This is a genomic window from Paraburkholderia sp. WS6, assembly GCF_030464835.1.
Classification (GTDB): Bacteria; Pseudomonadota; Gammaproteobacteria; order Burkholderiales; family Burkholderiaceae; genus Paraburkholderia; species Paraburkholderia madseniana.
Map to the genome: position 1 here is coordinate 82,851 of NZ_JALQCK010000036.1, position 21,866 is coordinate 104,716.

A 21,866-nucleotide genomic window follows, 5' to 3' on the forward strand; every position below is an offset into this window, starting at 1 on the left:
CGGCCACACAGACGAGCTCTGTTCATTGCGAGAAATTACACCCGTGGAACCCGCCGTGAACACGTTTTGCGTTACCCACTGGTGGCGCCACGTTGATTCGGACGGCTGCCGGGTGCCAGCTCACCACCACGCCTCGTTCATTTCCGCCGCCTCCCACGCAAGAGTGGTCAACTCATGAAACCGGATATACAGACATCGCGTACGCCAATCCACGGAAAGTCCGTGAAGATAGATGCGCTCAGGTTTTTGGCCGCCTTCTGGGTTCTGATTTTCCACTTCCATCCTCCTGTCTATACCGATTTCTTACCGACACAACTCGAATTTGTAGGCACCGCGCTGTGGAAGCTATCCGTTGCGATTTTCGACGGGCCCGCTGCCGTGATTGTGTTCTTCGTAATCTCCGGTTATTGCATTCACGGTGGGTATCACCGGGAAGCGGTGCTCAAACCGATCAACTATTACGCATCGCGATTCGCGCGGATCGGCATTCCGCTCGTCATTTTGTTTTTTCTCGTGCAGCCTCTGCGGACCGGCACCAACTATCTGAACTCGGTGCTCTGGTCGCTGTATTGTGAGATGGTCTACTACGCGCTTTATCCCGTGCTGCGTGCGCGCTTTCGCTTTCTTGGCGAATTAATCGTGGGCAGCGCGCTGCTTGGAGGGATCATGGTGGCGGCTGTTCGCCTGTTTAGCCACCCTGCCTGCGACAACTGCGTCTACGAGACCTATGGCGTAGCCGGCACGGCACTAGTCTATTCGGCTGGCTGGATTTCCGGTTGCCTGATCGCAGAGACGCAACGCAATGCGCACCGGTTTTTGGTGCAAGGTGCTTTCTCGCGGTTGACGATGCTGCTCAAAAGTGGGATCGATGGATTTGCTGGCGTGTTCCAGACGAGGCTTGTGCTATTGAGAATTGTGGTTGTCGCGGCGGGTGCGGTGATCATGACCGTGTCGTCAACGTCGACCTCGAAACCGGCGTTCATTCCGTACATCACGTCCGACATAACGCTGCCAACGTTCCAGTTCCTCGCGGCGCTGTGGATTGCGGTCGAAACGATGACGCCGCCCACCACGCGCATTTGGACGTGGCTCGCGAGTCTGGGTGCGTGGTCGTACAGCCTGTATTTATGCCACAAGACGACGCTGTCGCTGCTTGAAGCGATGCATTACGATCCATCGACGCGCTCAGCCTGGTTCGTTCAGATGGCGCTCGCTTTAGCGCTGAGCTATGGTTTTTACCGATTCGTCGAACGTCCGGCGCATCTGTTGTCGCAACGGCTACGCAAGCACACCACCGATGCGCCGCCCGCGACTGCATGAGCGAACGTTGGAACAAGGCCGCGCTCAATCGTTGATTGAAGCGATTGGTAGATTAATGTTCGCTGAAGAGTTAGTTGAGTGCTACGGTGGGAGTGACCGTAAGTGCGGCGATTGCTTAACTAAGCAGACTCGACGCGGGCGTTTCGCGCAGATCTCGTAACGATATGCGGCTGAAAGTCGGTGCTGGAGCAAAAAGACGCGCAGCCTAAACTGGCCGGGCACCTCGGATTCTCGCTGGCTCGTGGCCGAGTTGATGGATGGCGTTGGGCTCCGATGAGCCCCCCCGTCGAAAGGGTGGCGATGATTCAAGTGGGTCGACGCAACCTTCCTTAACCGCTCTGCAGTCAGTTGCTGAGGGATTGAATGGCTAACGGTTGGGGGACTAATAACGTCAACCGAAGTAAATATGGTGCGTTTCGAGAAGTAAAGTTAAGACTCGATAGTATTTCGGGTAGTTTGCCGTGATTTCTAGCGGTGAGTTTCTTTATAAAACAGCAGGTTGCGGTAGATCGCGAAGTAAAGTTGAGTCCCTTTTTGGATAAAAATGCGGGCCAGAAAGGTCCCTGACCGATCCAGAGGATCGATCCACAGCGCACGCGCGGGTAGGAGAAGGGGCGAGGCAATATCGCTGCCGCTGTTTCGCATGCTGGCTGCCGTCAAACACCAGGCGTTCCACGTTCGGGCGAGGTCGCTTTTGAAATGCTGAATCAAGGCCTCATTCGGTGCGGTATCGCACGGGACTTGAGAGCACGCAGGCATGAAGGCCAGCTATTCAATCAGGAACAAGCGCCGACGGGTCAGCGTTTGCTGACCGAAAACGTGCGCTCCCATCAGGTTCGCCAGTTAGGCTCTTGCAACGGTCAACGTCGTTGAGTTGCCGTTGGTCAGTACCGCGCGCAAGGGAGTTGCCTGAAGCCACACCTGAACCGTTTAAACGCCAATCGGGCGCGCTCGCCAGGTATCTATGGTGCGCACGTAGCTAGACACGTCGACGGTTTCATCCAAAGCGGTCAAGATACCAAACCGCAGCCAGTTATCGTTTCGTTGCCGTATGACTTTAATATATCCGCTGACCCGCAGTGGCAGTGAGAGGATCCGGAATGTTTGCACTTGCCATCAAATTTCCGTAATACAAATATTTTGTATAACGAAATTGATGATCAGAATTCTTGCGCAGAACGAGGTCGGCAATGCGCGGGGGCTGCTAGCCGTGTCGAAGCCTGGAACTCACGAAAGGTGACAATTGGAAACACAAGATTCGATCATTGCCCAAGAGTCAATGTTGCCCTGAGCACGGGGGAAATCTACGGTCGAATTTTGCCCCTGAACGTGGAAGTGATGGGCAAATTCGGATCACGGGATCACAATGGCCGGAATTGGAACCTAAGCTGCCACAAGGGTGTGGACATGTTATCCACCTCTAATTCGCGAAGTCGCAACTTTACTTTTTCTGCTACACAAGATCGAAGTTTAGTTCGCAAACTCGCAAAGTAAAGTCTGGCGCGCCGACTGAGATCGGCCTCGGAATATCAAGGCTCGCGCACCTTAAGAATGTTTCAAATTTACTTCGTTTGACGACTACGCACCTCCCTTATGAAAACGCTAGGCCTTATAACCAATGTTCGCGCACTGTTTCGAATGCGGCCTTGACCAAGTGACATTCCGCTCAAACCAACTGGAGCTTCTTTGCAACGTGCCGTTGTACGCGCGCTCCGCAAAGTTTGCGAACAGATCGACCTTGCTAGTGCGGCTATCGTACGTACCCTGACCGGGTCCGCCGGGCTACCCAGCGGGCAATCGCCAGCGTGAGCAGCACGAAAATCACGGTGCCCCGGAACGGCCTGGGAGATCACGAGCGGCGTCTAAACCATCCCGTGAGCGACATGCGGTCGCGCGTCGCGGGCAATACTTCGTGCAGCATGTCGGCGGATAGAAACACTGCGAGCCGGCTACCGACTGGCGAGATGTCCCGCGTGCTCAAGCCCTCAGGATGTAGCCGCAATGCGCCGCCGTGCTCAGGCAGCCAGTCCGCATTGAGATAGACGATGGCGGACACCGTGCGGCTATCATCATCGAGAAATTGATCGCGGTGTCGCTGATACGAAGCGCCCGGGGCGTAGCATGCGAAGTGGCTTTCATATTCATCGAGTCCAAGAAAGAGCCCGCGATTCAACGCAATGCGCAGCATTTCCATGATCGCGAGATACCGGTCCCGGGCTTCGGACTGGCCCGCCTCCACCCACTGAATCCGGTCGCCGCGCACATCGGGCTGAAGAGAACGTGCCGCGCCCTGGCCGACAAGCGCCAATGTGAGCATCCCGGCGGTCGCAAGCTCTGCACATTCCAACGCCAGCGCGAGCGTCAAATCCGGCGGAAAAAAATTGTCCTGTTCCGTCCAGCCATGGTCATTAATGGCATCCACGATACGTCGATGCTGTTCATCTCCGGGTGCATCGAAAAGCGCCGGCGAGTGTGATCGGGTCACTGCTTGTTCCTTCGAACGAAGGTGCTGGGTGGAAATTCGAACGGCCGTCAGAGGCGGGTATCGGCACGGGGGCTTGATCTGAGCCACGATAGTAGCACCGACTTCTTTCGGGTCCTGTGGCCAGCTCGGAGCGCGCCTTGCTTGTCCACTCGAAGTTCCTTGAGTCTTGTAAGGTTGTAGTGTGCGTCCGCGTAATCCGGCTCAATCGCGAGGCACTTGCCGTAGCCATTCAGCGCATCGTCGGCGCGGCCTAGCTCCTCCATGGCAACGGTGCGGTTGAAGTGAAGCTGGCAGTCGTCCGGGAAGTATTCCAAAGCCCTGTCAAACACAGCCAGCGTTTTTTCGCAGTGCCCCCTCTTCACATAGAAGAACGGCCAGGCCATCGGCGACGTTGCTCCGGTTCAAAACTGCGGGAGTTCCTTGGGCGGAACCGACTGGATAGAGGTATCGTCCAATGTGCATCGGCGCACAGAAGATCATCGGCAAATGGGTATTGTTGATCCACGGCATGGGGAAAGTTTTTGCCGTGGCCTGAACCGGGCGCGCTACCGCTCGCATAGATTGCAGCGCGCAATCGGATAGGCGACCAATAATCACACGCCCGATTTGACCGGCACGACAAAAATGAAACGGGGACCAAATCATGAACCATGAAACTCTCAAGGGCATCGCGCAGTTGCAGTCACGGCAGCGTGAGCGGCTGGCTGAAGACGCCACGCGCACCCTGCGTGACGGGAACCTGACGCTCTCACAGCGCGAGCTGCTGGGTCGCATGCGCCTCGCGCTGATCGACATCGACGTAGGGACGATGTTCGGACAGGATCAGGAAAACTACGTGTCGCGTTACGTTTACAACGCGGTTCAACAGGTGCTTAACGATATCCGGCTCGTGCTGCTCGACTACGGCTGTCCGCCGGAAGCTACAGTGACCGACTGGCTGCGCGAGCGGCTTGAGGCAACCAAATGAAAACCGACAGGTACAGCTTGGCGATTCTGTCTGTGTCAACCTGCGCGCGAAAATGCGCGTCGAGGTGCCACAGCTCGTGAATCGTGCGTATCAACCGGCTAACTCGGATATGGTCGGCTTTGTCGCCGGAGATTTGATTAAGATACGCGAGTACGCCAACCGAGACTGTCAGAAGGTGTCAACGCGAGCCGCTTGGAACCGGGCAATCGCTCGAGGTCGTGCGTAACGATGCTCCTGTTTCGCTGAGTGCCAATTGGGTCCTTCTCGGAGACGTCATGTCATGGGGCTGACGTAGTCGAGTACGGGCCGGCGAGCATTCTAAAAGCGGACCCGTTGACCACCTCAATCATCCCCGCGCACGTGGTAGCCCAGTGGTGGCCTTGCATGCGTGTCAACTTCGGAGAAGCCCAGTTCAAAATGTTGCTTCTTGGCACCTACGGCACGGCGTTGCGCGACAGAGGGAATGGCCAGTGTCAGCGTTTATCGGCGCCTGAGTAATGTTTTGCAAGGAAAAATCAGCAGGAACCGTTGCGTCGCATGCGTGGCCGTTTCTGTTGCGCAGAATCCGGCTGGAAGGCTTGAGTTGCCGTCTTCGGATGCCCGAAAAACGCAACAGTCCCAAACATACCAGTTCTGTTGATTACTTTAATTATGTAAAATGAGTAGGAGTCAGAAGTTTATCGAGAACCGAATCAAGAATGCAACTACCCCTGCGGCAAGTGCTCCGCCCGAATAGTAATCTGTTAAAGCTTGCCGATCCGTCGATTACGGGATCGGCGAAGGGTCCGTTCCCGTCAGAAAAACCCTCAGCTGCCGCTCCGCTTCGAATACTTCGTGAAGAGGAGCCTTTGCGAGCTGGGCGTCATACAGCGTCACCAGCGCTTCCAAGTCGCAGATTACCTCCGACGCGAGCCGCCACTCTCCCGTCTCATGAGCGTGCGCCAGGGTGATCTCGGCCGCGGATTCGGCGATCTTGAACTGCTCCACCGGTTGGTTGCCGTAACCAGCGCGCTGCAGATACCAGCTCAGGTACACCGCGCGCATAAGTTCATTGACCAGATGGCTGTTGCAATGTCCGTCGCGGCATGCGACCAGCGCAAGATGACAGGACAGCGACCGTTCACTGGCGGAGGCGAGATCCATCGGCAATAGAAGTGCTTTCGTCAGCGGCCTGCAGGCTCGGCCGGGGGACCTGTTTCGCTTGGAAGGCATTTTTCGACATTGCGACGCCGGGAATCGATTGATTATAGCGAAGCCATATCAGAGATACGGCCGCGACGACAATCAAGGGCCGAGTTCGACCCGAACCGACCACTGGGCTGGCGCGACGTCAACGACCGCGTCCGAGTGCGAAGCAGCCGCTCAAATTTCCGGCCATTTGCGAAAACGACAGCAACTGGACCGACAGTTGTCTTGCTACCGGCGCTGTCGAAACGGCAGGCTACATGCAAACGGCTGCAGACTGCTGCACAGCGCGGTTATTCACGTTGCGGCGGCTTGGGATCGCGTCGACAGAATAGTGGGTAGAATCTAGCAGTAATGCGGCGCCACAATGAGGGGTTTGCCATGACGACACGAAGACAAGTCCTGGCCACTGTTTGTGCCTTGGCAGTGAGCGTAAATGTCCCTGTCGCTGTACGCAGCCAGCCGGGCGAGTCAACGCGACGGATTGGATTCATCTCGCCCGGGGGGACGGCTGTCGTCGAGAGTTTTCGCGCAAGTCTCGTCGACCTTGGTTACGTTGACGGTCGCAACATTCACATCGACATTCGGGCTGCAAATGGCCAGTTGGATCGCCTTCCCGAATTGGCTGCCGAACTGGTCGGACTCAAGGTAGACGTGATCGCCGTTGTTGGAGCTGTCACGGCCCGTGCTGTGCAAAAAGCCACCACGAGCATTCCGATTGTGTTCGCCATCGTGGTTGACCCTGTGGCGGACCGCGTGGTTGCGAGCACGGACCGGCCGGGCGGAAACACATCGGGAGTGACAAGCTTCGACCCGCAACAAGCCAGAATGCAGATCAGCCTTCTCAAGGAAGCGGTTCCGTCACTGGAGCGTATAGCGATTCTATGGGATCTGGGCGTCTCAGAGTTGCTAACGCACGCCAATGAGGAGGCGGCGCGATCGCTCGGATTGCGCCCGCAGTCGTTCGGCGTTAAGGGTCCAACTCCCGACATCGATGGTGCATTTGCGGCAATGCTGAGCGAGCATGCCGGCGCGGTGCTGGTACTGGAAGAGCCCATCACGGTTGTGCACAGGAAGCGGATTGCCGAACTGGCCAATGCGCATCGACTTCCGTCGATGTTCGCTCGCGATTGGGTGGATGCTGGTGGCTTGATGGCATATGGAACGAGCGTAGTCGAGGCTGTGCGACGTATGGCCGGGTTTGTGGACAGGATCCTGAAAGGTGCAAGTGTCGGCGACTTGCCTGTCGAAACGGTGACGCGGCAAGAGCTGGTTTTGAACGTTAAGACGGCACGTGAGATTGATTTGACGTTTCCGCCGAATCTGCTTAAACGTGCGAACACGATCGTCCGATAGCCGAAATCGGATCTCATCAGCTTCAAACTGCTGAACACCAGGACTTGCGCGCTACACCCTCGACATGAAGCTTTTCCCTGAAGCGGCCATTCGCTGACCGCGTAATGCAGTGACATGTGGATTGCCGCTTCGGCCAAGGACTTGTCAGCCATGATCAACGCGCGAAAATCCGTTGTCTTGTGAGGACCCGACGCCGTTCGAATGTCGAAGTGCGAGCAAGGCCGGAACGACCGGAGATGGCCGGTCTGTGCCTTTTGGCGATCGGCGGCACGCGACCCGCATCGGCCGCTCGCCCCGACGCGACACCAATGGCGGGCATCACTGACCAATGCGCGGCGGAAGCAGCGTCCCGTTGGGCGCAGAGGACTCACGGTAACAACACGCGACCAGATCGTGGCGAATTATGCCGTTCTTATGTCGCTCAGCGCTGTCTTCCGGCGCCTATAACAGACACGGGCCGCAACTTAAGTCCGAATGTGGACTACGACGCCACCCCTCGGTGGGGACTCGTTCGTGCCTGTAAGCTCTGCAGCCATTCAGAGTCGAGGTGTCGAATAAAGAAAGAAGAAAGCACATGTCGAACATAGTGTACCGGAAGTCAGACCAGCTTCGACCGCGCCCGATAGAGCATCGACCGAGACGGTAGTCCTGGGTGCTATTAGTCCAATTAGCGGTCGCGATGCGTCGCTCCGACTCGGCGCAGGATCATGGATTAAAAGGCGCGTTTAACGAGATCAATAACGAGATACCACCGTCTGAACAGTTGATGGAGGCAAAAGGAGGCTATCATGTCAGCTCACACGTTCTTCGGTATGTTTACCATTGCAAATAGGGCCGCTTGTCTGATGGCTGCGTCAGCAACTGTCTTGCTTGCAACGCCTTCACTAGGACAACAATCTACGTCCTCAGGGGACGGCACGGTAGTGACCGCAAACATTTCCGACAGTTGCAGATCCGGTTTTCTTGAGCTCATCGCCAACGCTCAGGGTAGCGGTCCTTCACCTAACGCTCCAAGCGCGCAGACCACTGCGCAGGCCAATGTAATCATATTCGGACAGAACTTTTGTATGGGCGTGGGCTTTTTTGTGCAAGGCGTCGGTCCGATTCAACTTTCCGCCACCCATGATGCGAACAACACCAAACTACCGAAATCAATAACAGCTTCCGGCCAGTTCCCCTCCTCCGATGGCAGTGACACGATCATTCTCCAGACAACCATGGCCGCTTTCGGGCTGCCGTTCCAAGACGTCGTAACGGAGCAGCGAACGTTGCCGCTAAATCCCCCAGTGACCGTTTATAGCCATTCCGACTCGAATAGCAGTAATGCGTCGGGCTCGCTCACGGTTTCCACACAAAACTTGGGACCGTTACCACTTGCCAATATCTCTGGCAGCGTTGGCAATTTCAAGGTTATGAGTGTGAACGTTACGCATTAACGTTCTACGAACTCCCTTTGAGCGGCGCTCGATAGGGAGCGGCATAAAGTGATTGACGCGAACTGCCTATATCGGCTGATGTTCCCTTTGTCGTGTCGCGACCCCGCCACCAATGTCCGTTGCTTGATTGGATACTGTTGAAAAAGTCGTAGCGCGTCGCCCTAACACCAGGAGTGAAAAATTCGACCTCGCAGATCGCCCCACAAACCGCTCGCGAGCATCGGTTAAGGGTAAAGCGACCCATGAAAACCGGATTAGAACGACCGTCACCGACTTTTTCAACAGCATCTGATTGCAGAGCCGACGTTCGAGCGTCCGTCCGAACTCGCAGGCGAATGGCGGGAGGTGGCCGAGATGTGTGAAAACGGAAAAGTACTCGGTTTTCGGGTGTCGTTTTACCCTTCCCAGGTCACTGGCAAGCCAATACAGCGCGATCTGAAGGGCCGATTTCTTTGACGACCTCATTCAACACGCGTTTTCACACAGCCTTATATGGACACCGCCTGATGCAATTCGCATACACAGCCTGAGCGTCGCAAGGCTGCGATCGGCAGCACGCGACCCTCAGCTGTCGTCCGGCTCCTCACGCCCGCATTTAGGGTGCTACAGACAGTGACGCCGGGCTTGGGCGTTGGGAATATCCGGGCAGGCATGTCAGGTCTGCGGTGCAATCGCAACCTGTTTTCCCGGGCGGCGCCAGAAACCGGTCGTCTTCGGGCGAACGTCGGCTTCGGTGTCAGAGGCTATCGCCGCCATTATGCATCTCAATCAGCGCGCCATCAGACTGGACTATGCTGTCTTGGCGGGTTGTGCCCGCACGCATGTCGTGGTGCTGGCACGGCCTTTGAACAACCGTGACCTAGTGAGAGAACGATGCCATCCGAATCTCAATGCCCGTTCTCGGGCGATGCCTCCATTGCCACACGCGTCGTCGCTGGCACCATGACCAACCAGGATTGGTGGCCCAACCAGCTACGCGTTGACCTTCTGAATCAACACTCCGAGAAATCCGATCCGCTTGGTCGGAAATTCAACTACCGCGAGGAATTCAAGAAACTCGACTATGCGGCCCTCAAAGCCGACCTGCGCAAGCTCATGACCGACTCGCAGGATTGGTGGCCGGCCGACTTCGGTCACTACGGCCCGCAATTCATCCGTATGGCCTGGCATGCCGCCGGCACCTATCGCACAGTCGACGGCCGTGGCGGCGCAGGCCGCGGCCAGCAACGCTTCGCGCCACTGAACTCGTGGCCCGACAACGTCAACATCGACAAGTCGCGCCGCCTGCTGTGGCCGATCAAGCAGAAGTACGGCCAGAAAATTTCGTGGGCCGACCTGCTGGTTCTGACGGGCAACGTCGCGCTCGAAACGATGGGCTTTCGCACCTTCGGCTTCGGCGCCGGCCGCGAAGACACCTGGGAGCCGGACAACGACGTGTACTGGGGCGCGGAAACGACCTGGCTCGCACTCAGCAACGATCCGAACAACCGGCACAGCCGCTACTCGGGCAAGCGCGATCTCGATAATCCGCTCGCCGCCGTACAGATGGGCCTGATCTACGTCAATCCGGAAGGCCCGGACGGCAATGGCGACCCGGTCTCGGCGGCGGTCGACATCCGCGAGACCTTCGCCCGCATGGCAATGAACGACGAAGAGACCGTCGCGCTGATCGCGGGCGGTCACTCTTTCGGCAAGACCCACGGCGCGGGACCGGCGACCCACGTGGGGCCCCCTCCCGAAGCGGCTCCGGTCGAATTGCAGGGCCTCGGCTGGGCTAGCACCTACAAGTCGGGCACGGGCGGCGACGCGATCGGCAGCGGCATCGAGGTCACGTGGACACAAACGCCCGCGCAATGGAGCAATGCCTTCCTCGAAAACCTCTTCAAGTACGAATGGGAACAGGAACGGAGCCCGGCGGGCGCGATCCAGTGGGTCGCCAGGAATGCCGAAGCGGTCATCCCTGGCCCAAGCTCCGATTCGCCCAAGCGCAAGCCGACCATGCTCACAACCGACCTGTCGCTGCGCTTCGATCCGGCGTACGAGAAGATCTCGCGTCGCTTCCTCGACGATCCGCAGGCGCTTGCCGAAGCGTTTGCACGCGCCTGGTTCAAGCTGACTCACCGCGACATGGGCCCGAAGGCACGCTACCTTGGCCCGGAAGTGCCGCGCGAAGACCTGATCTGGCAAGACCCGCTGCCGGCGGCGACGCACCATCCGAGCGAGACCGACATCGCCGATCTCAAGGCGAAGATCGCGGCTTCGGGCCTGTCGGCGTCGGAGCTCGTCGCGGTTGCGTGGGCTTCGGCCTCGACCTTCCGTGGTTCGGACAAACGCGGCGGGGCCAACGGCGCGCGCATCCGACTCGCGCCGCAGAGCGACTGGGCAGTCAACCAGCCCGTCGCCGGCACGCTGGCGAAGCTGGAAGAAGTCCAGAAGGCTTCGGGCAAGGCGTCGCTCGCCGACGTTATCGTGCTGGCCGGCAGCATCGGCATCGAAACGGCCGCGAAGGCAGGGGGTCTCACGCTCACGGTCCCGTTCGCGCCGGGCCGCGTCGACGCCACCGCCGAGCAGACCGATGCAGTCGCGATGGCTGTTCTCGAACCCGTCGCCGATGGCTTCCGCAACTTTGAGAAGACCAGGTCGCCGGTTCCGGTCGATGCATTGCTGATCGACAAGGCCCAGCTGCTGACCCTGACGGCTCCGGAGATGACCGCGCTGATCGGTGGTCTGCGCGCCATCAACATCAACGCAGACGACAGCAAGCACGGTGTCCTCACGAAAACACCGGGCGCGCTCACCAACGACTTCTTCGTCAATCTGCTCGACATGGATACCGAGTGGAAGCAGGCCGGCGATATCTACGAAGGCTATGACCGCAAGACGGGCCAGCTCAAGTGGACGGGCACCCGCGTGGACCTCGCGTTCGGTTCGAACTCGATCCTGCGGGCGCTGGCCGAGGTGTACGGCAGCGCCGACGGCAAGGAGCGTTTCGTCAACGACTTCGTGTCCGCCTGGGTCAAGGTGATGAACCTCGACCGCTTCGACCTGTCCTGACGCGAGACTACAGCGGGCGGCTGCCAGACATGAGCCGCGCGAGCGCAGTATGCAAAGCCGGAGGTTTGCGCCTTCGGCTTTTTTCAGGTGCGTCCGAAACGCGATCAGCTGGCTGCGCCTCGTTCCGCCCGCACGCGCAGTCTCGTCAGCGTGCGTTGTCGGTGCGCGAGCGACTGACAACGGAGCGAAGCCGCCGCCAAAATGTCGGACTTACGACGGACGCGAATGGCGCTTCATGGCCGAGTGCCGTCTCATGCGCTCTGCATCTGCGTTGCGCGGCCTCAATCGGTAGTACGCGACCCTGAACGGTCGGTGGCGGTAGCAGGCCACGGGACGACGCGCAAAAGGTGTTAGAACGCGCAGTGCCCCCAAACGCTTGATATCATCAGCAGCACAAGAAAACGAGGGGCCACGATGAACAAAACGCTGTTGCTGCTGACGGTGCTTCTGGCCGGGTGCGCCAGCACCGCCGACATTGATACCAGTAAGATCGATCCAGATTGCGCCCACTCATGAACAGTGGATCAGGCGATGTGCCATAGGGCTTTGGTCGGATAGCTGATGCTCACAAGCGGGGAGGGCGAACATCCGGGCCGCTGAAGGGCCTACCAACGCTCGCCAGACTACCCAATAGGCGAGCGAGATGGCTGCCTGAGAATTGCCGCCATGTATCCCGATATTTGGCAAGCCGCGAAAACTGGCCTACAGTATTTATCATACGTAAAACAAATGGCGCAGGCCAAAACCAAATACAGGGGGCGCACATGGGTATGTTCTTTGACCAGGACATCGCGCATATTGCACGCGTGATGATGCCGTCATTGGTAGGAGACCTCGGCGGGCCGATCCTGCCGGCTGAATACTGGCGAGGGCGGCTCCATCAGCATCTGGATGCGACTCACCTCACGCGCGTCCAACTCTGCGCGCTGGACAGTCTGCTGCTTCAACTGGACGACTTCGAAGCCAAGGGTGCTCGATGTTAGCTCGAAGCATTTGTCCGTGTCGCTCGAAATCGCGACAACGCCGGACGGCACACCAGCTATGTCTTTTTGCAGTCCCCTCCCCGCCTGCCCGCTTCTCTTGGCTTATTGGTTTCGATGCAGCCAGCACATCAGCACATGGCTAGTGGCAACGGTCTTTCGGGCGTTCGCCGCGCCGCGAGTCGATGCCATTTGCTGCACGGACAATGCGATCGGCTGGCTGTATCTCCTGTCTCCGGAATGCGCGAAACACGAGCGGTGTTCGGCTTGCGGCGATCTTAACGATCCGGAATAAATACTGCGGGATCGCAGGGAACGCATCGTTGCAAGAGCAAGCAGGCAATAAACTTCCCAGGAGCCGTCAAGGCAATTGCAGGCAGCAATGTCGATTTATACGATGTGTATAGCTCTGCGAGCACCGGAAATTGTCCGTTCTGCACTTCCTGCATGTTGAAAAACGGATACTTCTGAACCATAAAGGCGTTGAAAGCATCGCCTGTCGCCATCATGTTTATTGAGATGAGACCGAGGCCAGAGAGGTATTCACGATGACCGAATGCCATGTTCATGCCCCCTCTAATATGAGGCAGCGTGTGTGCGCACAATGCTTCCAATCGCGTCATATCCGTTGCCGCGGTGAACTGCAAATTCGCCAGCAATAGAGTGAAACCCAAGAAGGCGATGTGATCGCCGTTGAGCTTCGGAAGTAGGGCGGCAGCTTCCTCACTGACGAATCTCAGGACGCTTTCTTTCGGAGCCTCAAGCCTGTTGACGACGATCTTTGCGAGCAAACTGAGGTCCATTTCAGCGCCGCGCTTTGCGGCCCCTATAGTTGCCTCTGTGAAAACCGCTTGCGCAGCAGGGCGCTCCAATTCTCGCAAGAGATCGGCCTTGTTTTGGGCGGCTAGCTCAGCGAAGAGGTGCTCTACAAATTCGCGTGCATTTGCTTGAGCTTCGGCCTGTGCGACTTGCCGGACCATCGGCAAATGATCGCGAACGAAGGTCGTCACCAACTCGCGGACATCTGCGACAGACAAACCATAATTATTCGTTTGGCTTACGGTGATGTTGCCGCCCGCTTGTAAGGCACTTGCGCCGTTTTCAGCCTTCTGATCTTGCCCTCCGAACATGCGCACCCCTATTTTTTGATCTTGATGTCGCGGCCGGCTTGGTAGGCGGTGCCGCCTTTGACTGATTGCTTTTGCGAGCGCGCCTTTTTTGCGGCGCGCCTGCGGAAAATCAGCAGGCCCAACCAGCCGAGGGCGGCCACCCCAATTCCATCGAACACCCACGAATGAGCATCACACCACGCGAGAAAAGTCGCCATTTCTTCCCCTGTTTCAATGACAACGTTTGTGGTCGGATGGGCACATTCCTGAAAATGCGGTCTCCGATCCAGTGAAGGCTTCGTTGAATCTAACCCAGCCAATCCACCGACGAGTATCGGTCAAACTTGCTTCGTCGGCAAAGTCTACTGCGGCTAAATTACACCTAGGATGACGCGTTTTGACCTGAATTTACTTTGCTTAGCCTTGGTTTTGCAGTTTGCGAGTCGCGTAAGGCATTGATTTATAAAGGGGTGTGGCGCGCTGGTAAAACTCCGAAGGCAAGGGTTGCTGGTTCGATCCCAGCCGGGTGCACCAATAGCCGTAAGGCTTTCAGCGGTTTCTCTGCTTCATCGTTTCTCCCCAGTACAGTGAAAATACAGTTAGCCGGCGGCCGTCTGCAGGTCGACGACCTGTGTGTGCGGCTGAACCCAACGTGCCAGGTGACCGGCCGGCAGGTGCGCGTAGCGTTGCACCATCTCCAGCGTTTCCCATCCTCCCAACTTCTTTTGCACCTCATGCGCGGTGTGTCTTGAGCCAGTCGCGCAGTGCGTCGTTCATGCGCGTTTGCCAGCCTTCGCCGCTTGCTCTGAAACGCTCCACTATCTCAGCGTCGTATCGAATCGTCACCGCGACTTTCGGGTGCGCAAGCTTAGGTCGGCCGCCGCGCGGCTTCATCTGTGCGAACTGTTCATCGGTCGGTTCGAACGTGTCAGGGTCGGCCGCGATGCCGCGAGCAATCGCGGCTTCTTCTTCGGGCGTGTTACGGATCAATTTGGGTTGCTTTTTCATAGCGGTCTATCTCCCGGTTGTTCGCCTTGCGCAGACTAATAACCCGAAAGGTTTCGCCGCGCTGCGTGAACACGACGCAATAGAGGCGGGCGTCGATCACGGCATAGCCAATTTCGCGCAACTCGCCGTAATCCTTGCGGTCGTCGGGTGCGCACCATATGGACGACCAATCAATCGCTTCGGCGATGCGACAGAGATACGCCGTGCTTCTGTTCGTTGGCGTTGCTCTTGGTTTGGCCGTGAGTTGTTCTCATATAGTTATTGTGGTTACAAAAACTAAGGGCCGCAACAGGTTTTTGTAACTATGTTTACCTGCCTGACTTGCGGAAGTGGTTTCGGTGTCGGTCGCGCGTCAGGTCGTCGCGCGTTTCAAGGCACAGGCCGAGGCGATACGCACGGTCACAAAGCAATACGACGTCGCCTACATGGCGATCACGATACGACGGACATCCGCCAGGGCGTCTATCAGCTCGTCAGGCAGTTCTATCCGAACGCGATCGCGCTCAACTATTCACGAGGGCCGAGGCCTTCACCTTCGGCGACCCGCTGCCGGTGATGGATCGCGCCGAGATTCTGGATTACGTCGAAACGTGGTCGGCCAGCAATTGGTTCGAGCCACCGCTGTCCTGGTCGGGCCTGGCGAAGACATTCCGCGCTGGCGTTCATCACGGCTCCGCGATCTACTTCAGACGCAACGTGCTATCGGCGACGTTCATTCCGCACAAGTTGCTCACGGGCGAGGTGTTCGATAAGGGGGCGCTCGATTTCCTCACGTTCGGCAATGGGTATCTTGATCTGCGAAAGAACCGGCTAGGCGGGCCGCTCGCGTTCGAGCGTGCGCCGGCGGGGCAGTGCATCACGTGATGGAACCGGACATTAACCAGGAGGTGTACGGCTTGCCTGAATATCTCGGCGCCCTGCACGCGGCATGGTTGAACCAGTCGGCGACGCTCTTCCGCCGGCGGTATTACGAGAATGGTTCGCACGCAGGGTTCATCCTGTATATGACGGACGCGGCGCAATCGCAAACCGATGTCGACAACATGCGCGAGACGTTGAAAAACAGCAAGGGACCGGGCAATTTCCGCAACCTGTTCATGTACGCGCCGAACGGCAAGAAAGACGGTATCCAGCTCATTCCCGTGTCAGAGGTCACGGCGAAAGACGAGTTTTTTAATATCAAGAATGTCACGCGCGACGACTTGCTCGCGGCGCATCGTATCCCGCCGCAGCTCATGGGGATCGTGCCGAGCAATACCGGTGGCTTTGGTGCAGCCGACACTGCGGCCGAGGTGTTCGGGCGTAACGAAATCGAACCGTTGCAACGTCGATTCGCGCAGCTCAATGACCGGCTAGGCGAGGAGGTTGTGCGCTTCAATCCATATTCGATTAAGAAGCCGAGCGCCGCCTAAACAGCGGTGATTCTACGGGGCGCTCTGAGATTGGCGATTGCGCGTGCTGGGCGCCCCGCAATACCTACCATCGGTTGTCTCTCATCGACCCGTTTGAGACACTCGCACACGATTCGCGACCGTCCACTCTCGGGCCCGACATGTAACGGTCGCCGCCCTCACCGATCCTACTCTGGATTGTTTGCCCGGCCCAGGACTGCGGCGTCGATCGCTGGGAGAGCGTGAAGGAAACCGAACCGCTGGCCCTCTTCCTTGAGGCGCTGGAGCTCGGTCATCAATGCTACGTCTCGATTACCCATTCCGTAAGAGAGGAGCGCGCGAGCCCGCGCCACCACGAAGCCGGAGAAGGGCGATGGCTCCCGGCTGGCGTAATCCTCAAGGGCCGCAGCATGGGCCGCCGCCGCGTCCCAAAGTCCCCGGTCGAGGCATGCGTCTATCGCGTCACGGCGAAAGAGATAGTGATTGTGGCTCACCGCCCCGGCGGCGAGCGTAGCTTCCCCTTCTGCGAGCGCCATCTCGAAAACAACGACATCATCTGTCGCGCGCGCAAGAACTCCGAAATAGGATGCTCCCAGATAGGCCATTCCGGTCTCTCGACTGATCGCCAGCGCCTCCCCGATATCGTTGAGCGCTTCACGCTGGCGACCGGCCACTCGATGCAACTCCGCACGAAACGCAAGGGCTTCGCCTTCGAACCGCCTCGCTTTCAGCTCGCGGGCATGCTGCAGCGCCGGGCCGACATGCTCCCAGGCCCGATCCCACTCCGCGAGATCGTGCAGGCAGTGATAGGCGGCATGATGGGCAACGACGAGCGCCCGGCGATGACCGACCTTCTCCGCTGCGGCGACGCTGGCGAGTGCGGCGTCGAGCCCATCCCTCGTCTCGCCTGCAAACCACGCCGTGATGGCGCGCATCGGCAGGTTGGCGACCTCGATTCGTCCGAACCCGTGGCATTGGCACAGATCGATGCAGCGACTGAAGGCGTCGTGCGCGCTCATCATCCGGCCGCGCATGTACTCTCCGTCTCCGAGCCCGCCCAGTGCAGCCGCCTCCTGTTCGTGGTCCTCTACCTCGCGCGCCAGCGCGAGGCTGCGTCCGTGTTCACGGACGCAGCCTTCGATATCGCCGCGCGGAAAACACAGATTGCCTCGCAGGAAGTGAATGCGCGCCTCTTCGCAGAGAAGTCCCTCCATGATTGCTGTCGCAGCGGCGCAGTCGAGATCGGCCCAGGCCCCATCGAGATCGTCAGTGACGCGCTTCACTGTGGCAAGGCCGATCCATGCCTGGCAACGCTCCGCGTCCGCAGCGGCGACCCTAAGGGCGCTTGCGAACGCGCCAAGTGCCGACATCATGTCACCGAGATCGTGAAGGATGTCCCCACGGAGACACTCGAGCGCGAAGCGATCCGTTCGCGTCGCCGCAAGTTCGAGCCCTCGGTCGACCAGCCGAAGCGCAAATTCATTGCGGTACCCCGCCGCTTGCGACCGCGCCGCGTCGCAATAGGCGCGTGCCGCCCCGGGGTCCGCCGCCCGATCGAGATGCTCGGCCCGCAGGACGGGATCACGGTCGCCATACCACTGCGCGGCGCGACGATGCAGCTCGCGGCGCCGGCTCTTCAGCAGCCCGTCATAGACGGCGTCGCGAATGAGCGCGTGATGGAATATGAATCCGTTGCCCTGAGGCCGCAGAAGGAGATCCATGACAAGGCGCTCCAAGGCCGCATCGGCGCTACCGTGGAGGTGAGCAACCGCCTCCTTCTCAAAGAGCTGGCCGAGCACCGAAGCCGCCTGCAAGACAGCTTTGTCCGTAGGATCAAGGCGATCCAGCCGCGCTTGCACCAGGCTTTGCACAGAACCGGGTACGCCATTTCCCGCAGTCTCCCCGGCATTGCGGAGCAGCTGCTCGAGAAACAGTGGGTTGCCGGCGGCCCGCTCGATGCAGTGCTCCGCAAAATCCCCCTCTGCGCCAGCAAACGATTCAGCGAGGAGACGCGCCTCGCCGATATGCAGGGGGCCCAGATCGAAGATCGAGTACGCCGCGCCGGCCGCAGCGCACCACGGCTGGTCGAGCGGATCGCCCTCGGTGCGCGATGTCAGCACCAGGATAGCCGGACACTGCGCGACTGTCGCCGCAAGCCCGGCGAGGTCGTCGAGCATTGATCCGTCTGACCAGTGAATATCTTCGACGGCAAGCACTCGCGGACGCAGCCGGCTAGCGCGTTCAACGAGCCGGGTCAGGACGTTCCGCCGGCCGCGGACGCGCGTCGCATTGTCCATGGCATCGTAGACCGCTCGCTGATGGACGGCCTGCGGCACATCGACCAGGTCATTGAGGAAGAGCGCGTCGTCGGCATCGATCAAGCCGTCCTTGATCGCCCTTACAACGGCTGTCATGCCGGCATTCTCGTCGTTCGCGTCGTCGAGCGCCAGGATGCCGCGCACGAGAGACTGGACTGCGTCGCGTCCGGTTCTCGAGCCGAAATCGAGCACGAGGCCGCCGTGGCAAGCAAATCCTTTATCTCGCGCGTCGCACTGGAACTCCTCGAGAAGGCGGGTCTTGCCGATGCCGGCCTCGCCCCGGACATAGACGATGTGCCCGCGGCCGGTTTCGCGGCATGAAGCCAGCACCGCCCGAAATTGGCGCAGCTCGCTAGCCCGGCCGACGAACGGTCGGCTTTGGGGAGACCGCCGAAGAGCGCCAAGACACCACACCGGGACCGCTTGTGCAAAACCCTTGACTGCAAGCGCGCCACGCTCCGCGCAGTCGAGGCGGTCAGCCAGGGGGCGCCACACGGCTTCCGAGATCAGGATCTCTCCGGGCCCGGCCGCGTCGGTGAGCCGCGAGGCGAGGTTCACCGTCTCGCCGGTTACTGTGTACTCCCTGTGGGTCACGCTGCCGGTGCCACTGGCCACAACCTGCCCGCCAGCAATGCCGATATGTACGGAGATTGATCGTGCCAATGTGCGCGACAGACCGGGCATGGCGTCGCCGATAGCGAGCGCGGCCCTGACGGCGCGTTCAGCATCGTTCCCGTGCGAGAGAGGCGCGCCGAAAACGGCCATGGCACAGTCACCGACATGCTTGTCGACGTGACCGCCATGCTGTTCGATACAGCGATCGGCCTGCTCGAAGTATCGATCGAGCACGGCGAGCACTTCCTCGGGATCGAGTTCTCGGCTCATCTGCGTGAAGCCGCACAGATCGGCGAAGAGAACGGCAACCTGCCGTCGTTCGCCCTCCGCCTGGCTCAGGCCCACGGCCGCGTGCTCGGGATCCTCTCGCGCGCGCAGCCCTGCCAATGCGTCGAGCAGTTTGCGGCGATGACCGACCGAAGTGATGCCCAGTTCCTTCAGGTCGTCCGCGGTCAGATTTGGCAGAACGTCGCCGTCAATGGCGTTCTTGCGAAACGCCGGCTCATACCGCTCCATTCCGAGACTGCGCAGCCACGCGGCGACGTCCACGACCCCTCCTGACCGGAAGGTCTCCGAACCGCTTAAAAGATAGCATGAAGTCAAATTCGTGCGCCGCTCAGTCCGCTAGCGGACGGTCGCAAGTTATCACCGAACGGCTGAGGTTGGCCGAGGGTGTGTCAAAACTGGTTCTCGTGCAAATAGGCTCATAGGACCGGTTAAAGTAGCGATCCAATCAATCTGGTGGGCGGTGATGAGCAAAGGGAAGGGGCTGGAGGGGTTGTTCGATTGTCGGCATTTTGATCGGGAGATCATTGTTCTGTGTGTGCGCTGGTACCTTCGCTACAAGCTCAGCCTGCGCGATCTGGTCGAGATGATGGCCGAGCGGGGATTGTCGCTGGCACACACTACGATCATGCGTTGGGTAAAGCGCTTTACGCCGGAGTTCGTCAAGCGCTGGAACCGGTTTGGCATACCCACAGGCCGGTCATGGCGTGTTGACGAGACCTATCTGAAGATTCGTGGCAAGTGGGTCTATCTCTACCGGGCGGTAGATCGGGCCGGCCAGACAGTGGACTTCATGCTCAGGGCGAAGCGCGACGTGAGCGCGGCCAAAGCCTTCTTCAGCAAGGCCGTCAAACATCAGGGCCAGCCACCGGAGACGATCACGCTCGATGGGTATGCCGCCTCGCACCGGGCCGTGCGGGAGATGATCGCTGACGCTCTGCTGCCTGATGGAACGCACGTGCGCTCCTCAAAGTATCTGAATAACGTGATCGAGCAGGATCATCGAAACATCAAGTCCAGAACGAACGTGATGCTCGGATTCAAACGGTTCAGGTGTGCGAAGACCACGATTTCAGGCATCGAGTTGATGCACCGCATCCGCAAGGGCCACTTCAATCTCCGCACTCTCGGGCTCAAGGATACTGCTGTACCTGCCGTCTGGAATGCCATCCTGTTCAATAAATAAGGCATCCTTATATATTGGAAACGTCTCGGCTTCACCACCTGTTTGCACCAGGACCCTTTCAAGCCGGCTTCGCGCCGGCTTTTTTTTCGCGCTGAGTGCCCCCGGCAACGTGTCCCAGGTCACGGCGCATCAGGTATTCCCTGATCTTAAGATTTCCTTTAGTGCCCCTCGGTACAATTTTTGAGCGCCGGTAAATGCCGCGGTGTATCTACGAGCATCGGCCAGCAGAAGTCGAGCCGTTCCAGCCATTCAAATGCCTGTCCAAAGGCCGCATCCATGGCGAGCGGTCATTCATCACCTCAGCTACGCATAACTGACAGGTAGCGCCGGCGGTAGTTGCTGAACTACTCATTTGAGGATAACCACTTCCAATCGAAGGATCAGGGCGAATTGAGACGGACGGTCAAGCGCGCTTCGGAAAGGCTGATTCTATAGAGAGAGACGATTCCCGTCTGTAAGCGGCATAAATCTCGTGGGATCGTATCGCCTTATTAGGCCGACGCTTCTTGGACTTGAAAGTGATAAATTCATATCGCTTCGTTGGGAAATAGAGCGGTTTTGCCATTCCTTTCGAGAAATATGATCAATATAAAACTGAGAGAACATCATGATCAAAAGCAAATGGGTTAGTGGAGTTCACGAAGGAAGCGTCGTTTCCTTCCTGGACGGGAAGAGGTTTTTCATCCACCTGCGCCCTGTGCTTATGCTTAAGACATACCCTTCGGGCGATATTGAAGACCGTCACGGCCAAAGGGTGCTTACTGTCTTGATCGACGATGCGCAAAAAGTGGAGGATCACATGTACGAGGCGTTGGCCCAAGTGAAACACGACGACGTCGTAGTCCTGATTTATGCAAGCGACGAAACTCGTATGGCGGCCCTGGCCGTGCTCGGTTTGGGTGAGGCCTAAGCGGAGTTCCATCGTTATTGCGCTTGCGTCAAACGCTTTCATTTTCCGATCGTTGTTTCGGACGTAACCGTGAAAACAGTGCGCTTTACGCAAGGGATTTGCACGCCGGTGTACGGTTATGGTCACCTGACTATCGGGTTCAATGGCGAAAGACGGCAATGATGGCTCGCCGGAATCCATCCTGCAAGGCAGCTCTACTACCCCACCAGGGCTGTTAAGTTCTCCCTCCGGCAATAGTGACGGCGCAGTCGAAGTTGAGTG

The 21,866-nt window shown here is 58.6% G+C and carries 17 protein-coding genes and 2 pseudogenes; 8 read left to right on the forward strand and 11 right to left on the reverse strand.

Annotated features, from left to right (window positions below):
- The first annotated feature begins 222 nt into the window (after window positions 1-222).
- Window positions 223-1,320 carry an acyltransferase gene (locus M0D64_RS32655; RefSeq protein WP_266260842.1) on the forward strand — a complete coding sequence of 366 codons (1,098 nt, stop codon included), beginning with the start codon at window positions 223-225 and terminating at the stop codon, window positions 1,318-1,320.
- Window positions 1,321-1,788: 468 nt separating this feature from the next.
- On the opposite strand, the gene M0D64_RS32660 is transcribed toward M0D64_RS32655, so the two are convergent.
- From M0D64_RS32660 to M0D64_RS32670, 3 genes are all read right to left on the reverse strand, one after another.
- Window positions 1,789-2,031 (reverse strand): hypothetical protein, encoded by a 243-nt coding sequence (locus M0D64_RS32660; RefSeq protein ID WP_266260843.1) that lies wholly within the window; start codon window positions 2,029-2,031, stop codon window positions 1,789-1,791.
- Window positions 2,032-3,169: 1,138 nt separating this feature from the next.
- Window positions 3,170-3,805: a 2OG-Fe(II) oxygenase gene (locus tag M0D64_RS32665; protein ID WP_266260844.1), complete on the reverse strand. Its 636-nt coding sequence runs from the start codon at window positions 3,803-3,805 to the stop codon at window positions 3,170-3,172.
- Window positions 3,806-3,852: 47 nt separating this feature from the next.
- Window positions 3,853-4,188, reverse strand: coding sequence for a hypothetical protein (locus tag M0D64_RS32670; RefSeq protein ID WP_266260845.1), 336 nt, complete (start codon window positions 4,186-4,188; stop codon window positions 3,853-3,855).
- A gap of 260 nt (window positions 4,189-4,448) precedes the next feature.
- Between M0D64_RS32670 and M0D64_RS32675 the strand changes: the two genes are divergently transcribed.
- Window positions 4,449-4,772, forward strand: coding sequence for a hypothetical protein (locus M0D64_RS32675; protein ID WP_266260846.1), 324 nt, complete (start codon window positions 4,449-4,451; stop codon window positions 4,770-4,772).
- Between the two features lie 765 nt (window positions 4,773-5,537).
- On the opposite strand, the gene M0D64_RS32680 is transcribed toward M0D64_RS32675, so the two are convergent.
- On the reverse strand, window positions 5,538-5,915 hold the full coding sequence (locus M0D64_RS32680; protein ID WP_266260847.1) for a hypothetical protein: 378 nt from the start codon (window positions 5,913-5,915) through the stop codon (window positions 5,538-5,540).
- A 423-nt stretch (window positions 5,916-6,338) separates the two neighbouring features.
- On the opposite strand from M0D64_RS32680, the gene M0D64_RS32685 reads away from it, so the two are divergent.
- The 4 genes from M0D64_RS32685 to M0D64_RS32700 all read left to right on the forward strand — a co-directional run bounded on the left by M0D64_RS32685 (window position 6,339) and on the right by M0D64_RS32700 (window position 12,786).
- Window positions 6,339-7,313 carry an ABC transporter substrate-binding protein gene (locus M0D64_RS32685; protein WP_266260848.1) on the forward strand — a complete coding sequence of 325 codons (975 nt, stop codon included), beginning with the start codon at window positions 6,339-6,341 and terminating at the stop codon, window positions 7,311-7,313.
- 788 nt (window positions 7,314-8,101) lie between these two features.
- The gene (locus M0D64_RS32690; protein ID WP_266260849.1) at window positions 8,102-8,749 is read left to right on the forward strand and encodes a hypothetical protein; all 648 of its coding nucleotides are present in this window, start codon (window positions 8,102-8,104) and stop codon (window positions 8,747-8,749) included.
- A gap of 873 nt (window positions 8,750-9,622) precedes the next feature.
- The gene (katG, locus tag M0D64_RS32695; RefSeq protein ID WP_266260850.1) at window positions 9,623-11,803 is read left to right on the forward strand and encodes a catalase/peroxidase HPI; all 2,181 of its coding nucleotides are present in this window, start codon (window positions 9,623-9,625) and stop codon (window positions 11,801-11,803) included.
- A gap of 764 nt (window positions 11,804-12,567) precedes the next feature.
- Window positions 12,568-12,786: a hypothetical protein gene (locus M0D64_RS32700; RefSeq protein ID WP_266260851.1), complete on the forward strand. Its 219-nt coding sequence runs from the start codon at window positions 12,568-12,570 to the stop codon at window positions 12,784-12,786.
- Between the two features lie 275 nt (window positions 12,787-13,061).
- On the opposite strand, the gene M0D64_RS32705 is transcribed toward M0D64_RS32700, so the two are convergent.
- The 5 genes and pseudogenes from M0D64_RS32705 to M0D64_RS32725 form a co-directional block, all read right to left on the reverse strand.
- Complete coding sequence (locus M0D64_RS32705) at window positions 13,062-13,913, reverse strand: LPO_1073/Vpar_1526 family protein (RefSeq protein ID WP_266260852.1); 852 nt, start codon at window positions 13,911-13,913, stop codon at window positions 13,062-13,064.
- Window positions 13,914-13,921: 8 nt separating this feature from the next.
- A complete protein-coding gene (locus M0D64_RS32710; protein ID WP_266260853.1) occupies window positions 13,922-14,110 on the reverse strand; it encodes a hypothetical protein in 189 nt (62 codons plus the stop codon).
- Between the two features lie 381 nt (window positions 14,111-14,491).
- Window positions 14,492-14,626: pseudogene (locus tag M0D64_RS32715) on the reverse strand (site-specific integrase); the annotation flags it as partial.
- On the reverse strand, window positions 14,625-14,900 hold the full coding sequence (locus M0D64_RS32720; protein WP_266260854.1) for a BrnA antitoxin family protein: 276 nt from the start codon (window positions 14,898-14,900) through the stop codon (window positions 14,625-14,627). The gene M0D64_RS32720 and the pseudogene M0D64_RS32715, both read right to left, overlap by 2 nt.
- Window positions 14,872-15,087, reverse strand: a complete 216-nt coding sequence (locus tag M0D64_RS32725; RefSeq protein WP_308102527.1) for a BrnT family toxin — start codon at window positions 15,085-15,087, stop codon at window positions 14,872-14,874. Before M0D64_RS32725 ends, M0D64_RS32720 begins: the two co-directional genes overlap by 29 nt.
- A 134-nt stretch (window positions 15,088-15,221) precedes the next feature.
- Between M0D64_RS32725 and M0D64_RS32730 the strand changes: the two are divergent.
- Window positions 15,222-16,312 (forward strand): annotated as a pseudogene (locus M0D64_RS32730) (phage portal protein).
- 167 nt (window positions 16,313-16,479) lie between these two features.
- On the opposite strand, the gene M0D64_RS32735 reads toward M0D64_RS32730, so the two are convergent.
- Window positions 16,480-19,773, reverse strand: a complete 3,294-nt coding sequence (locus M0D64_RS32735; protein ID WP_266260855.1) for an adenylate/guanylate cyclase domain-containing protein — start codon at window positions 19,771-19,773, stop codon at window positions 16,480-16,482.
- Window positions 19,774-19,975: 202 nt separating this feature from the next.
- On the opposite strand from M0D64_RS32735, the gene M0D64_RS32740 reads away from it, so the two are divergent.
- On the forward strand, window positions 19,976-20,695 hold the full coding sequence (locus tag M0D64_RS32740) for an IS6 family transposase (RefSeq protein ID WP_266260856.1): 720 nt from the start codon (window positions 19,976-19,978) through the stop codon (window positions 20,693-20,695).
- 583 nt (window positions 20,696-21,278) lie between these two features.
- Here M0D64_RS32740 and M0D64_RS32745 read toward each other — a convergent pair.
- On the reverse strand, window positions 21,279-21,866 hold a 588-nt coding region (locus M0D64_RS32745; RefSeq protein WP_266260857.1), incomplete at its 5' end, for a hypothetical protein.

Coding starts and splice junctions, on each gene's coding strand:
- M0D64_RS32670 (WP_266260845.1), bottom strand. CDS start 4,188: ATGGCCTGGCCGTTCTTCTATGTGAAGAGGGGGCACTGCGAAAAAACG.
- M0D64_RS32675 (WP_266260846.1), top strand. CDS start 4,449: ATGAACCATGAAACTCTCAAGGGCATCGCGCAGTTGCAGTCACGGCAG.
- M0D64_RS32680 (WP_266260847.1), bottom strand. CDS start 5,915: ATGGATCTCGCCTCCGCCAGTGAACGGTCGCTGTCCTGTCATCTTGCG.
- M0D64_RS32685 (WP_266260848.1), top strand. CDS start 6,339: ATGACGACACGAAGACAAGTCCTGGCCACTGTTTGTGCCTTGGCAGTG.
- M0D64_RS32690 (WP_266260849.1), top strand. CDS start 8,102: ATGTCAGCTCACACGTTCTTCGGTATGTTTACCATTGCAAATAGGGCC.
- katG (WP_266260850.1), top strand. CDS start 9,623: ATGCCATCCGAATCTCAATGCCCGTTCTCGGGCGATGCCTCCATTGCC.
- M0D64_RS32700 (WP_266260851.1), top strand. CDS start 12,568: ATGGGTATGTTCTTTGACCAGGACATCGCGCATATTGCACGCGTGATG.
- M0D64_RS32705 (WP_266260852.1), bottom strand. CDS start 13,913: ATGTTCGGAGGGCAAGATCAGAAGGCTGAAAACGGCGCAAGTGCCTTA.
- M0D64_RS32710 (WP_266260853.1), bottom strand. CDS start 14,110: ATGGCGACTTTTCTCGCGTGGTGTGATGCTCATTCGTGGGTGTTCGAT.
- M0D64_RS32720 (WP_266260854.1), bottom strand. CDS start 14,900: ATGAAAAAGCAACCCAAATTGATCCGTAACACGCCCGAAGAAGAAGCC.
- M0D64_RS32740 (WP_266260856.1), top strand. CDS start 19,976: ATGAGCAAAGGGAAGGGGCTGGAGGGGTTGTTCGATTGTCGGCATTTT.